This is a genomic window from Blautia faecis (assembly GCF_020554845.1).
Classification (GTDB): domain Bacteria; phylum Bacillota; class Clostridia; order Lachnospirales; family Lachnospiraceae; genus Blautia_A; species Blautia_A faecis.
Genome location: NZ_JAJCIA010000023.1, coordinates 1 through 13,582, shown reverse-complemented (window position 1 = coordinate 13,582; position 13,582 = coordinate 1). Strand labels below are relative to the sequence as shown.

At 43.7% G+C, this 13,582-nt stretch carries 13 protein-coding genes and 1 tRNA gene; 7 read left to right on the top strand and 7 right to left on the bottom strand.

Annotation, left to right across the window (positions count from 1 at the left end):
• Positions 1-75 precede the first annotated feature (75 nt).
• On the bottom strand, positions 76-648 hold the full coding sequence (locus LIZ66_RS11875; protein ID WP_118581157.1) for a xanthine phosphoribosyltransferase: 573 nt from the start codon (positions 646-648) through the stop codon (positions 76-78).
• Between the two features lie 240 nt (positions 649-888).
• Here LIZ66_RS11875 and LIZ66_RS11870 point away from each other — a divergent pair, with 240 nt between their 5' ends.
• The gene (locus LIZ66_RS11870; protein ID WP_118581326.1) at positions 889-1,116 is read left to right on the top strand and encodes a hypothetical protein; all 228 of its coding nucleotides are present in this window, start codon (positions 889-891) and stop codon (positions 1,114-1,116) included.
• Between the two features lie 8 nt (positions 1,117-1,124).
• Here LIZ66_RS11870 and LIZ66_RS19390 read toward each other — a convergent pair whose 3' ends face one another.
• The gene (locus LIZ66_RS19390; RefSeq protein ID WP_325064533.1) at positions 1,125-1,268 is read right to left on the bottom strand and encodes a DUF6783 domain-containing protein; all 144 of its coding nucleotides are present in this window, start codon (positions 1,266-1,268) and stop codon (positions 1,125-1,127) included.
• Between LIZ66_RS19390 and LIZ66_RS19385 the strand changes: the two genes are divergently transcribed.
• From LIZ66_RS19385 to LIZ66_RS11860, 3 genes are all read left to right on the top strand, one after another.
• Positions 1,209-1,373, top strand: coding sequence for a DUF6783 domain-containing protein (locus LIZ66_RS19385; RefSeq protein ID WP_308768419.1), 165 nt, complete (start codon positions 1,209-1,211; stop codon positions 1,371-1,373). The two genes, LIZ66_RS19390 and LIZ66_RS19385, sit on opposite strands and share 60 nt — an antisense overlap.
• A 111-nt stretch (positions 1,374-1,484) precedes the next feature.
• Complete coding sequence (locus LIZ66_RS11865; RefSeq protein WP_173716314.1) at positions 1,485-1,865, top strand: metal-sensing transcriptional repressor; 381 nt, start codon at positions 1,485-1,487, stop codon at positions 1,863-1,865.
• Positions 1,866-1,890: 25 nt separating this feature from the next.
• On the top strand, positions 1,891-2,721 hold the full coding sequence (locus LIZ66_RS11860) for an Mrp/NBP35 family ATP-binding protein (protein ID WP_118581151.1): 831 nt from the start codon (positions 1,891-1,893) through the stop codon (positions 2,719-2,721).
• Between the two features lie 116 nt (positions 2,722-2,837).
• Here the strand turns inward: LIZ66_RS11860 and LIZ66_RS11855 are convergent, their stop codons facing one another.
• On the bottom strand, positions 2,838-3,926 hold the full coding sequence (locus tag LIZ66_RS11855) for a class II aldolase/adducin family protein (protein WP_173771781.1): 1,089 nt from the start codon (positions 3,924-3,926) through the stop codon (positions 2,838-2,840).
• A gap of 78 nt (positions 3,927-4,004) precedes the next feature.
• Positions 4,005-4,916 (bottom strand): LysR family transcriptional regulator, encoded by a 912-nt coding sequence (locus LIZ66_RS11850; RefSeq protein WP_173716311.1) that lies wholly within the window; start codon positions 4,914-4,916, stop codon positions 4,005-4,007.
• 319 nt (positions 4,917-5,235) lie between these two features.
• Between LIZ66_RS11850 and LIZ66_RS11845 the strand changes: the two genes are divergently transcribed.
• From LIZ66_RS11845 to LIZ66_RS11835, 3 genes are all read left to right on the top strand, one after another.
• Positions 5,236-9,033: a phosphoribosylformylglycinamidine synthase gene (locus LIZ66_RS11845; RefSeq protein ID WP_227200869.1), complete on the top strand. Its 3,798-nt coding sequence runs from the start codon at positions 5,236-5,238 to the stop codon at positions 9,031-9,033.
• A gap of 268 nt (positions 9,034-9,301) precedes the next feature.
• Positions 9,302-9,811: an RNA polymerase sigma factor gene (locus tag LIZ66_RS11840; protein WP_173771777.1), complete on the top strand. Its 510-nt coding sequence runs from the start codon at positions 9,302-9,304 to the stop codon at positions 9,809-9,811.
• The gene (locus LIZ66_RS11835) at positions 9,804-10,952 is read left to right on the top strand and encodes a hypothetical protein (protein ID WP_227200870.1); all 1,149 of its coding nucleotides are present in this window, start codon (positions 9,804-9,806) and stop codon (positions 10,950-10,952) included. Before LIZ66_RS11840 ends, LIZ66_RS11835 begins: the two co-directional genes overlap by 8 nt.
• 82 nt (positions 10,953-11,034) lie before the next feature.
• Here LIZ66_RS11835 and LIZ66_RS11830 read toward each other — a convergent pair whose 3' ends face one another.
• The 3 genes from LIZ66_RS11830 to LIZ66_RS11820 all read right to left on the bottom strand — a co-directional run bounded on the left by LIZ66_RS11830 (position 11,035) and on the right by LIZ66_RS11820 (position 13,467).
• The gene (locus LIZ66_RS11830; protein WP_173718249.1) at positions 11,035-12,582 is read right to left on the bottom strand and encodes a hypothetical protein; all 1,548 of its coding nucleotides are present in this window, start codon (positions 12,580-12,582) and stop codon (positions 11,035-11,037) included.
• Between the two features lie 52 nt (positions 12,583-12,634).
• Positions 12,635-13,327, bottom strand: coding sequence for a hypothetical protein (locus tag LIZ66_RS11825; RefSeq protein ID WP_187565491.1), 693 nt, complete (start codon positions 13,325-13,327; stop codon positions 12,635-12,637).
• Between the two features lie 66 nt (positions 13,328-13,393).
• Positions 13,394-13,467 (bottom strand) — tRNA-Met (locus LIZ66_RS11820).
• Positions 13,468-13,582 lie beyond the last annotated feature (115 nt).

Sequence of the window (13,582 nt, the reverse complement as noted above, 5' to 3'; positions counted from 1 at the left end):
TAAAATGAAAATACGTAAGTAAAATGAAAATACCAGTAATCGTTTGGTGATTACTGGTATTTTTGCTCCTAAAAATTAATCGCGGAAGGTTAGGGAATCATCTGTCATGGAATCAATGATAGCCAGAGATTCCAGACGGACACCCATATCACGGATCTGTTGTCCGCCGTGCTGGAAGCCCTTCTCAATTACGATTCCGGCACCTTCAAGAGTAGCTCCGGATTTCTTTACAATATCGATCAGTCCGAGAAGAGCACAGCCATTTGCAAGGAAATCATCAATAAGAAGTACGTGATCCTCCGGACTAAGGAACTTCTTGGAAATAATAACATCATAAACTTTCTTATGGGTAAAGGATTCAATCTTGGTGCAGTACATCTCGCCGTCCAGGTTTACACTCTGGGATTTCTTGGCAAATACTACAGGAACATGAAAATACTGTGCTGCAATACAGGCAATGCCAATACCGGAAGCTTCAATAGTGAGGATCTTGGTGATGGGGCAGTCTGAGAAACGCGCCTTAAACTCCTTACCAATCTCATTGATCAGGTCAATGTCCATCTGGTGGTTCAGGAAACTGTCTACCTTTAATATATTGCCTGGTTTCACAACGCCATCTTTCAGAATACGTTCTTTTAAAAGCTGCATGGCTATATCTCCTTTTCGCTTCATGTCGTTTCGATTTTAGTATTTCTATGATACGACATTCTCTGAAGAAGTTCAATTATTTTTGACAAAAAAGTACAAAATATCTATAATGAAATTAATTTATGGAAAAAGGATTAGCTTTATTGTGAAAAACATCTGCAGTCAGCCGGATAAACAGTAATGCAAATGCGGGAGATGACAAAGGAGCAGATAGTTTTACAAAAAAGAGCAGGTGAGAATATGAAAGAGTATGAAGTAATCTGGGAAATTTTCAACAAATGCCCCAGGAATCAGATGCGGGATGTGTTTGTAGATGAGGTGGAGATAGAAGACCCGGAAGAATATGTAAAGAATAAATTTAAGGGAAAAGAAGTAACCTATGAGAAGACGGTTCTGGAAGATGGCACCATCATATTTGACATCCAGACCTCCCAGATCAAACAGAGATGTTCCTTTACGGAAATATAAGCTGCAGGTCACGAAGCGGATTTTAAGCTACTGCTTACAACAACGACCTTAGAGCATGTTTGAAAAAGACTTTCCGCAAGATGTGCGTCACAATTTGTGGGAGATTTTGTCCGGATGAGGGCGCCGTAGCGGGCTACGGCAACCGAATTCAGACAAAATATACCGCAAAGTGGGGCGTGCAGATTGCGGGAATGATTTTTCAAACAGGCTCTAAGGCATATTTTTTAATACAATCATCAGAAATAGTGCATATTTAAGGGAAGTATGTTATAATAAACGGACGTGCTTCAAAAGAATTACACCAGTCAGAAACCATCCACAGAACACTGTTGGATATGCGAAATGGTTGGCAAATACAGGAGGATGACATGATAGAAGAACATTTAGAGAACCACCTGCATGAAGGCGAGGAAGAGCATATGCATACCCATGTTCTGGAAGATGGCACCACTGTCATGCATTCCCATGGAGAACACGGACATCACCACAGTCATGCACAGACCAAGGCTGTACTGAACCGGCTTTCCCGTGCAATCGGGCACCTGGAATCCATCAAACGTATGGTGGAAGACGGCCGGGACTGCAGCGAAGTGCTGATCCAGCTTTCCGCAGTGAAATCTGCTATTAATAATACAGGCAAGATTATTTTACAGGATCACATTGAACACTGTATTGTGGATGCGGTAGAGCATGGAGACAAGGACGCCATCAAGGAACTGGAACGTGCAATTGACAGGTTTATGAAATAAATAAGGAAAAAGGAGATAGATAAAAATGGCAAAAGAATGTGACAGCAAGACTTGCGACAAATCAAGCTGTGAAGGCTGTGCCAGCAAGAAAAATCCGCAGAGCATGCAGGCTGCAATGAATGCAATGTCCAATGTAAAGCATGTGATCGGTATTGTAAGTGGTAAAGGCGGCGTTGGAAAATCCTTCGTGACAGCATCTCTTGCAAACAGAATGGCAAAGAAAGGCTATAAAGTAGGAATCCTTGACGCAGACATTACCGGACCATCCATCCCGAAAATGTATGGCCTGAAAGGCGCTGCCCAGGCAAACGACAGCGGTATTTTCCCTATGGAGACCAAAAACGGAATCAAGGTTATGTCCATTAACCTGCTTCTTCCAACTGAGGACACTCCGGTAATCTGGCGGGGACCGATCCTTGGCAACATGGTAAAACAGTTCTGGACAGATGTTATCTGGGGTGATGTAGATTACCTGTTCGTAGATATGCCACCAGGAACAGGAGACGTTCCGCTGACTGTATTCCAGTCCCTTCCGATTCAGGGAATCGTGATCGTAACCTCTCCACAGGATCTTGTAAGCATGATCGTGAAGAAGGCATACAATATGGCTGGAATGATGAAGGTGCCGGTTCTGGGCCTTGTAGAGAACTACAGCTATGTGAAATGTCCAGACTGCGGCAAAGAACTGAAAGTATTTGGCGAAAGCCACATTGACGAGATTGCCGCATCCCTGAATGTTCCGGTTCTTGGCAAAATGCCAATCGACCCGGCCTATGCAGCCAAGGTTGACGAGGGCGCCTTTGATGAGATCGATAATCCGTATATTGAAGCAGCAGATGGAGTTCTGCCACAGTAAGAGGCTGGGAGCACTATAGAAAAACACACAAATTGTGGCGAACATTTTGCAAAAAAAGATTCTGTGTAAAAACAAGATTGTAACATCCTGTTTTTACCAGAATCTTTTTCTTTTCTTTATTTCTTACTGCGGTAAGCCTCTGCTTCCCAATGGGTAATGAAATAAGTGATCTCATCTGTCATCTGAAGCGGACCGCCGAAGCTTTCTGCATAGACAGCAAGCTTGATGGCATCCTTAGCAAGAAGCTGAGCCTTGGCAGCTTTCCCCTTGTCATCTTCCATAATAAATGCACCAACGCCCTGAACCAGGATCAGTCTTGGTTCTTTATCATTTTCAGCCATAAATGCATCCAGTGCTTCTTTTGCCTGATCAATGTTTTCAACAAATAACGGATATGGACCGCAATATACAATGTGATCAGGGGTGAATGGTTTCAGAAGCGGTGCGGCAGCTTCTTTATTTTTTACAAAATTATCTGCTTCAGCAGCCGGTACAACCTCTACAGCATGTCCGAGCAGCTGGGAAAGCTTCTGTGCAGCAGCCTCTTTTTCAGGGGTAACAGCATCACTGACGTCAGCTGTTCGTTTTACCTGTTTTTCAAGGGTGGAGATCACGCCATCAAATAAAACACCAATCTCTTCTACGGTATTTGCAGCTACGAAAATACCGTGATTCTGAAGCAGAAGAACCTGAACATCTTTTCCAAATTCTTCTTTATAAGCGTTCATTTTCTCATAACAGATACGTGCAAGAGTGTATCCTGGTTTACAGATGTCGATCCAGAGAACCTCTTTTCCAAGAAGCTGCTCGGAAAGTGCCTTTGCGCCATTGCCGCAGGTCAGACCGTTTACAAGAGTAGGATGAACATGCAGTACATAGGTATATGCAAATAAATTGTGGAGTAATGCTTCCACGCTTGGACGCTTGGTCTTATCTGCATCTGTTACTGCCGCCATTACATCTGCAAGATAGGCAGCTTCACGCTCTGTGTCATTTCCCGGATACTCTGTTTTCATGATCTCATTGAGACGGGCGCGGCTCATCTCAACGAATTCCTCTGCCTTAATGGTGGCAAGCTGTGTACCGGAGCCCTTTACATACAGTGTGGTTTCATCTTTGACAGAAGTATTTCCACCGCCTGCAAGAACGTAAGCAGGATTGCTTCCGTAAGTGTTTGACATTTTTACCAAAGTTGAAAGATCCATAAAATTTAATACCTCCCATTGTTTTTTTCATACATCTACATTGTACATGATATGGTAATATTTAGCTATCAAAATATGCTAAAAAGAAGTAGTTTTTGTGCTTTTTGATGAAAAATAGTCAAAAAACTTCTGGGCAGCCTGGGATAAGGGAAGGCTTTCGTGATATACAAGGGCCAATTGTCTGGGCGGAAGCTGCTGCTTCAGGCTGACCTCTATCAGAGAGGTTTCCTGTCCCCGTAAAGAAGCCAGCATGTAATCCGGAACACAGGCAATTCCAAGACCAATGCGTGCCAGATCAATAAGCAGATCATTGCTGTTAAGCTCAACCTCCGGAATCAGATTCTGTCTGTGGGATGCAAAAAACTGATGAAGATATTCACTTGTTGTGCTTTTGGACGAAAGGGTGAGAAGAGGATATTCCATCAGCTTCTTTATTTCCAGGGCTTTTCCTTCAAGTGGAAAGAAGTCCGGATTGGCAACAAAAATATCCCGAAATTCTTTTACCATCTGTACTTTTGTGTGTGCGGTAAGCCGGGAATTGGGAAGATTGCTTACGATCAGGTCCACCTGACGGTTTTCCAGAAGCTCCACGCAGCCCATGGAGGTGCTGTTTGTGACCTTGATCCGCACTCCGGGATAATCCTGATGAAAGCGCTTCAGGTAGTCAATCAGAAAGTACCGGCAGATGGTATCGCTTGCCCCTATCCGAAGCTGCCCCTGAAGTCTGTCTTCCTCAAGAAGCTGTGCCTCTCCCTGGGAAAGCATTTCCAGGGCCGGTTTGACATGCTGGAAAAGTATTTCTCCCTCAGGGGTAAGGGAAACCTTCTTGGTGCTTCGGAAAAACAGTTCCCGTCCCAGCTTTTTTTCCAGAGCCTTGATTCCCTGGCTTACTGCAGACTGGGAAATGAACAGCTGGCGGGAGGCTTCAGAGAAGCTTAAGGTGGTGGCAACGTAGTAAAAGCATTTGTATAATTCAAGATTGATATCCATATATAAATCCTCCAAAATCAAACTCGTTACTGTCCACTCCGTGACCAGTAACACGCTTCGCGATGCACAGAAAGACGAACCTTCTTGTGACAAGCACAAGAAGTAGCTCTGCTATGACTGATGTGCCTTGTTTATTTACATATAGAAGTAATAGTAATAAAAAATATAAGATATATTAATTTTACTTATGACAAAACCTATGATACTATAATAAACGAAAATGTGCAAGAATGGCTGCAGTTTTGCGCAGTCATCCAATTTTTTCAAAATGAAAAAGCACACCACACTATGATTTCACATTCACGAAAGGAGTTTTCCAATGAGTAACGTAAGACGAGTATACGTAGAAAAGAAACCATCCTTTGCCGTAAAAGCCAAAGAACTGAAGCATGAGATCAGCTCTTATCTGGGCATTAAGACTGTAACAAACGTGCGGGAACTGATCCGCTATGACGTAGAGAATATTTCTGATGATGTATTTGAAAAAGCATGCCATACCGTATTTGCCGAGCCTCCGGTAGATGACCTTTATCTGGAGAAATTCGAGGCAGCAGATGGCGCACATGTTTTTTCTGTAGAATTCCTTCCTGGACAGTTTGACCAGAGAGCCGATTCCGCTGTACAGTGCGTGCAGTTCCTGGACGAAAATGCACAGCCAATCATCCGTTCAGCAACTACTTATGTGATCGAAGGTGACATTACAGAGGAAGAATTCGAGGCAATCAGGAATCACTGCATTAACCCTGTAGATTCCCGTGAAACAGGCCTTCAGAAGCCGGAAACACTGGTTACAGAGTTCAAAGACCCGGAAGATGTTAAGATCTTCGATGGCTTCCGCGATATGGAAGAAGCACCATTAAAGGAGCTTTACAGCTCCTTGAACCTTGCTATGACATTCAAGGATTTCCTTCATATCCAGAACTATTTTAAGAACGAGGAGAAGCGTGATCCATCCATGACCGAGATCCGTGTTCTGGATACTTACTGGTCTGACCATTGTCGTCATACCACATTCTCCACTGAGCTTACACAGGTGAAATTCGACGAGGGTGATTATAAAACTCCTATCGTTGATACCTATAACAGATATCTTTCCGACAGAGAAGTCCTTTATAAGGGACGGGACGACAAATTCGTCTGCCTGATGGATCTTGCTCTTATGGCTATGAAGAAACTGAAATCCGAAGGCAAGCTTCAGGATCAGGAAGAGTCCGACGAGATCAATGCCTGCAGTATTGTAGTGCCGGTTGATGTAAATGGAAAAGAAGAGGAATGGCTGATCAACTTTAAGAATGAGACACACAACCATCCGACAGAAATCGAGCCATTTGGTGGCGCAGCTACCTGCCTTGGCGGTGCAATCCGTGACCCGCTTTCCGGACGTACTTATGTATATCAGGCAATGCGTGTAACAGGAGCAGCAGATCCTACTGTTTCCGTAAAAGAGACTCTGAAGGGCAAGCTTCCGCAGAAGAAACTGGTTCGTGGTGCAGCTCACGGCTACAGCTCCTACGGTAACCAGATCGGTCTTGCTACCGGCTATGTAAAAGAAATCTATCATCCGAACTACGTTGCAAAACGTATGGAGATCGGTGCAGTTATGGGTGCTGCTCCAAGACGTGCAGTTATTCGTGAGAATTCTGATCCGGGAGATATCATCATCCTTCTTGGAGGACGTACCGGACGTGACGGTATCGGTGGTGCTACCGGTTCCTCCAAGGTACATACAGAGGCTTCTATCGAGGTCTGCGGCGCTGAGGTACAGAAAGGAAATGCACCTACAGAGCGTAAGATCCAGCGTATGTTCCGTCGTGAGGAAGTCAGCTATATCATTAAGAAATGTAACGACTTCGGTGCAGGCGGTGTATCCGTAGCAATCGGAGAGCTGGCACCTGGTCTTCAGATCGACTTGGACAAAGTTCCGAAGAAATATGCAGGTCTTGACGGTACTGAGATCGCAATTTCCGAGTCCCAGGAACGTATGGCAGTTGTTGTTGCTCCGGAAGACGTAGAGAAATTCCTTGGCTTTGCAAACGAAGAGAACCTGGAAGCAGTTCCGGTTGCTGTTGTAACAAAAGAGCCAAGACTGGTGCTTTCCTGGAGAGGAAAGGAGATTGTAAATATTTCCCGTGCATTCCTTGATACCAACGGTGCACATCAGGAGACAACTGTAGAAGTTGAAATTCCGAATAAAGAGGGCAACCTTTTTGAAGAGCGTCCGGACGTAGCCGATGTGAGAGAAAAATGGCTCTCCACACTGGCAGACTTAAATGTATGCTCCCAGAAGGGCCTTGTAGAGATGTTTGACAGCTCCATTGGTGCAGGAAGCGTTCTGATGCCTTATGGAGGTAAAAATCAGCTTACAGAGACTCAGGCAATGGTTGCCAAGGTACCGGTACAGAATGGAACTACCAATACAGTAACCATGATGAGCTATGGCTTTGATCCATACTTATCTTCCTGGAGCCCATATCACGGAGCTGCTTATGCAGTGACAGAATCTGTTGCAAGAATCGTGGCAGCAGGCGGTGATTATAAGAAGATCCGTTTCACCTTCCAGGAATACTTCCGTCGTATGACAGAGGATCCAAAGAGATGGAGCCAGCCATTTGCAGCACTTCTTGGTGCTTATGCAGCACAGATGGGATTCGGTCTTCCGTCTATCGGTGGTAAGGACAGTATGTCCGGAACCTTCAATGACATTGATGTTCCGCCAACACTGGTTTCCTTTGCAGTGGATGTTGCCAAGCTTCAGGATGTGATCACACCAGAGCTGAAAAAGGCTGGAAATAAACTGGTATGGCTTCGTGCACCCAAGGATCAGTACGATTTACCAGACTATACAGGCATTATGGAGCAGTATGAGAAGCTTCACAATGATATGCAGGCTGGAAAAGTGGTTTCCGCTTATGCACTTGACCGTCACGGTATTGCGGCAGCAGTCAGCAAGATGGCATTTGGAAATGCAATGGGCGTGAAGATCGAGCATAATCTGGATCCAAGAGACTTCTTTGCACCAGGCTTCGGCGATCTGGTTCTGGAAGTTCCGGCTGAAAAGGTTGGTCAGCTTTCTATTACATATACCGTGATCGGTGAAGTAACAGATAATGGTAAATTCTCATATGGAAATGCTGAGCTCACAGTAGATGAGGCTTACAAGGCATGGACAGGCACTCTGGAGAAGGTCTTTAAGACAACCTCTGGTGAAGAAAACGATGGACCAGTTGCCATGGCTGTAAAGACAGCAGATCCGGAAGCAACCTATGAGAATGGTATTTATAATACAAAGAATATTTATGTCTGCAAGCATAAAGTAGCAAAACCTCGCGTATTCATTCCTGTATTCCCAGGAACAAACTGTGAGTACGACAGTACAAAGGCATTCGAGAGAGCCGGAGCTGAGGTAGACGTTAAGGTATTTAAGAACTTAAGTGCAGAGGATATCCGTGATTCTGTGGAAATATTTGAGAAATCCATTGATCAGGCACAGATGATCATGTTCCCAGGCGGCTTCTCCGCTGGTGATGAGCCAGACGGTTCTGCGAAATTCTTTGCAACTGCCTTCCAGAATGCAAAGATCAAAGAAGCTGTTATGAAGCTGTTAAATGAGAGAGATGGTCTTGCACTTGGTATCTGTAATGGATTCCAGGCGCTGATCAAGCTGGGACTTGTTCCATACGGCGAGATCTGCGGACAGAAAGAGGATTCTCCTACACTGACCTATAACACCATCGGACGTCATATTTCCAAGATGGTTTACACCAAGGTAGTGAGTAACAAGTCTCCATGGCTGCAGAAAGCGGCTCTTGGCGGCGTATACTGCAACCCGGCTTCCCACGGTGAAGGACGTTTTGTAGCAAACGATGAGTGGCTTACAAAGCTCCTTGCAAACGGACAGGTGGCTACCCAGTACGTAAATCCAAACGGAGAACTGGATCAGTCCGAAGAATCCAACATTAACGGATCAACATACAATATCGAGGGTATCACAAGCCCGGATGGACGTGTTCTCGGTAAGATGGCTCACAGCGAGCGCCGCGACAATGGCGTTGCAATCAACATCTATGGACAGCAGGATATTCAGATCTTTGAGTCCGGTGTTGAGTACTTCAAATAAATAAGTAAATAGGATTATAGGAGCTGGCATTTGTGAGTGAATAAATTGCAAATGCCAGCTTTTTCTATATTTATTAAAAATCTCCGACCGTGTAAAATATTACACATATCTAATATTCTTGTTTTTATGCTTAGTATTCACTCATCATGGGCGAAAAATTATATTCGATGAAATATTCTCCCTGCCTTTTCCATCTAATGTATGTAAAAGGAAATACAGCAATATATTTCGTGTACTGCAGAACACAAAAAAAGGAGCGAAAACCCTTATGGAAAATTTGGTGAAAAAGGCAAAAGCCGGAGATTCCGGTGCATTTGCACAGCTCATCCGGATGAATACCCAGAGCATGTACAAAGTAGCCTGGGCCTATCTGAAGAATGACGAAGATGTGGCAGATGCCATACAGGAAACGATTTTAAAGTGTTATGAGAAGCTTTCCACTTTAAAAAAGGATTCTTACTTCAAAACCTGGATGATTCGGATCCTGATCAATAACTGCAATGAAATGCTTCGGCACAAAGGCCGCGTTTTTCCTACGATGGAAATGGAAGAGGGAATCTTCGAGGAACCTGGCTATGTAGATTGTGAATGGAAGGAAATCCTGGCATCCCTGGATGAGAAGTACCAGGTGGTGATGCTTTTGTATTACAGCAAATCCCTTAGTGTAAAGGAAATTGCCGCTCTTCTGGAAATCAGCCAGAATACAGTGCTTACAAGGCTCTCCAGAGCCAGAAAACAGCTTCGTGCAGAGTATGAAGGAGGATATATTCATGGATGATAAATTGTTTGATGTTTTTTCAGAAGAAACAGAAGTGCCGGAATGTGTGCTCAGGCGTGTAGATGAGACATTGGAAATGATAGAGAATTCGGCAGAGTCCGATAGAGGGTATCAGAAAGAAGAAAAAACGGGAAAAGTAATAAATGGCACTGACAGAATGGGAAAAATTGGTACACGGAAAAACTGGAAGCGCAGTTTAATCCTGACATTTGCGGCAGTGATGGCATTTGGTGCCACTGTTTTTGCAGCAGAGAAGTATATAGGAATTTCCGGTTTTTTTCAGGAAGTTGGAAATAAGATGCCGGAAGAAGCCAAGGGGCTGATTGAAAAAGATCCGGTGCAGCAGGAAGATGGCGATTCCATTCTCACTTACACCGTGAAGGAAGCCCTATGTGATAAGAACAGTGTCCAGGTGGTGGTGGAAGTCACAGCGAAAGAAAGAGGCAAATATCTTCTGGCAGGACAAGACACCATGAATGAGGATCCTGTAAGAAATCTTGGAATTGAAAGCGACAAGACAATAGGAGAATATGCCGCAGAAAAAGGGCTGATCATCGTAAAGGTTGGAGCCAGCTTTGATTTTGATTCAGATCTTGGCATTGAAACAGCAGTGGGAGATTATCGAAATCTGGAAGATGATGTAGTAGATTTCTATTCTTCCGCGGTAAAGACAAATGAGAGTAAGAATCTTACCATTTCCTGCATCGGAACTGCCACGCTTCCGGATGCTAAGTGCGTTGATGATGTGATGCGTACAAATATTACTTTCCAGCTGGAAGATAAGAGCCAGGGGAAAAGTATGACCTATGTGCCTGTGGATGGTGAAGGGATAACTGCAGCTGGAAAAGTAAAGATCCTGTCCGCAGATATAGAAGAAACAGAAGTGGGCGATTACGTCACAATCCATTGCATCTTCTTAGAAGAGTGCGACAGTATTTCCCTTGACGTAATGGATCTGAATGGAAATCTGTGGCAGCTTTCCGACCTTGGCGGTGGTTCAGAGGTGGCAGAGGTTGGAAAAGAAGCCACCTTCCAGAGAAGCTATCAGAAAACGGACCTTGCCGACGAAATCGGAATACGGGGATATGACTATGAAACGAATACCACGTATGAGCCGGTAAAAATGAAGCTTAAGAAATAGAATAATCGAAAAAAATCCCCATTCACTGTTTTTTGCAATTAAAACAGTGGGATGGGGACTTATTTGATTTGTTAAATTAAGATTATCCGAACTTTCGCATATTGCTCAGATCGGAAAAATCAATCATTTTGATTTCTTCAATGTTGCCGGTTGAGCCCATTGGGCAAACGGCGTAGTTTCGCGTCTCATTTCCTATAGTAAGCTTTACCACATAATGCCATATGGACCATGATGGAGAGCCAACCGGATAATCACCAAAGCAATAATGAATATCATCAAATCCACCGACTAATTCAGCGAACTCACCGAGAACTGACGGTGATGTGCTAGAGTTCCAACGGTAAGTTACAAAAAATGGCTCATTGGGATCTGCTGCCAGATCGACTGTATGATCGTTATATCTGGTTAAATATTTAAAGCGGCCTGGTTCTCTGAGGTAGGCACTTATAGCGTCCATCTTTTCAAAAGGAGTCATATCAGCAGTTGTAGTTTTGTTAATAATGTCAATCAGCCATGCGTTTTCTGCCTGATCATAATCCAGAACATTTAATGTCACTGTATTTGCAACCGTATAACCTGATAATGAATATTCCCTGAATTCTACAGTGTAGGTTCCTGCTTCGAAAAATTTCACGTATTTGATATAACCGCCTTTTACTTTCTCTAATGAAGTAGTTTCTGAGTCATTGTTTTCTAAAGGAATATCATCAAAGAAACGAGATGAACCACTTCTGTATGCGCTGGTCCGCGAGTCATTTCCATTAAAAATCAAGGAAAAAGAGTTCGGATCCGGATTGTCTGTCTTTATAAAAAGAGGTTTGAGACAATCGGTGTAAATATCTGCCTTCTGTTTGTCCAGACCGTAAATTTCATATGTATATTTAGCTGGTGCATTTTCTTTTTGGTCGTGTGCAGGCAGATCAGCTTTGGGAATCGGTGTGGGTGTAGGAACCGGTGTGGATGTAGGCGTTGGTGTAGGTGTAGGGGTTGCACTTTGGTGGGTACTGTTTGTCTCTCTGTTTGTTGTGCAATGGCCTGTAGAAGACCATTTGGAATAGTATTTTTTTCCTTTAACGGTCATGTAAGTGCGGGTTTGCATATAATATGTAGTCCCGGCACGGAGGCCATTGAGAAAAATTGTGTTGTTTTTGTTACCTTTGACTGTTATAGTTTTTGCATTTTTTAGTTTTGAATTAGTGGCATAGCGCAGCTGGTAACCACTGGTCTGGGAGGTTTGTCTTTTTACTACTACAGTTGCAGCTGCTGTTTTTGCATAGATATTCATTATCTGGGCTTTCGGCGGTAAAATGACAAACTGTTTTTTAGCAGTGCCGGTATAAGTGCCTTTTCCAATAATCTGAACCGTGTAAGTTCCTACTTTTTTGCAGCCTTTAGAGTACTTTACAATATAGTTTTTCTTTTCCTTCAAGACTTTTCCTTTATAAGTTACTCTTACTTTTGGACGCTGTACCTTTTTATTATAAGTAAGCTTTGTGGCTGATAATTTAATCCTGGTATTTTTCACATTTACCCTTGCTGCGGCAAATACCTGGCTTGAACTGCAAAACAGAAGCAGTAAAATGATGAGGCAGAGGTGAATCTGCCGGTGTAGATGATGATTTTTTTTCATGGCTTTTTACTCCTTTTATATGATAAGTTTATTGGGTTTTGTAAAAATATAACTATTTATGACCAGACCGTAGCAGCCATTTCTGGTCAATCTTTTTTACCTCATCATCTGCAAACCGGATATGCAGTCTGACGGAATTGGACAGTTGTACGATTTCCTCTACAGTACCTTCCCCAAATTTGGGATGAGTTACCACATCGTTTACCTGGAATTTTATTTCGCTATGTTTGGCGCTTTTGTAGGCCTGTTCACGGCGGTAGGTGTCCCGGATGGGAACTGTCTTGTCATGGATAGGGTTTTTCAGAGCTTTGTCATAATTGTGCTTCAGAAGGCTTTCTCCGATTCTGTAATAAGGAGTAGGCGCGGCGCCCACAAGAGAACAGCAGTATTTCCAGGCGCTCCCATGCTTTCCTGCCTGCCAGTTATACTGCGCCGGGATTTTCATATTGTATTGCATATAATGGGCGTATTCGTGCTTATAAAGATCCAGGCGATCCTCTTTGGAAAGAGGCTTCTTTACGGCATAACCAATAAACAGAAGGGAAAAATAGAAGCCTTCCTTTTCATGAGAAGAAGCAGGTGTATAAGAGCCAAGTACAGCCTCATCGTAACCAAAGCGGATAGGCACAGAAGCTCCACGAAGCCCAAACCTGCGGTCAAGAGTCTGGAACAAAGCGCGGATCTGAGCTTCGTGTATTGTAGTTTCATTATCAAGAAGTTTACGGATGGATGGGTCGATGTTCATACAGTTACTCCTTTGTGTAAGATGATTATGGCAAAAAAAAGATGCTGCAATCTGCAACATCTATAATAGCGAGAGGGGGATTCGAACCCTCGACACCGCGGGTATGAACCGCGTGCTCTAGCCAACTGAGCTATCTCGCCATATTCAATTAAAAAAACTTTTGCTGAAAAGTCTGTGCGTATAAAAGACTATCAGCAAAGTAGCGAGAGGGGGATTCGAACCCTCGACACCGCGGGTATGAACCGCGTGCTCTAG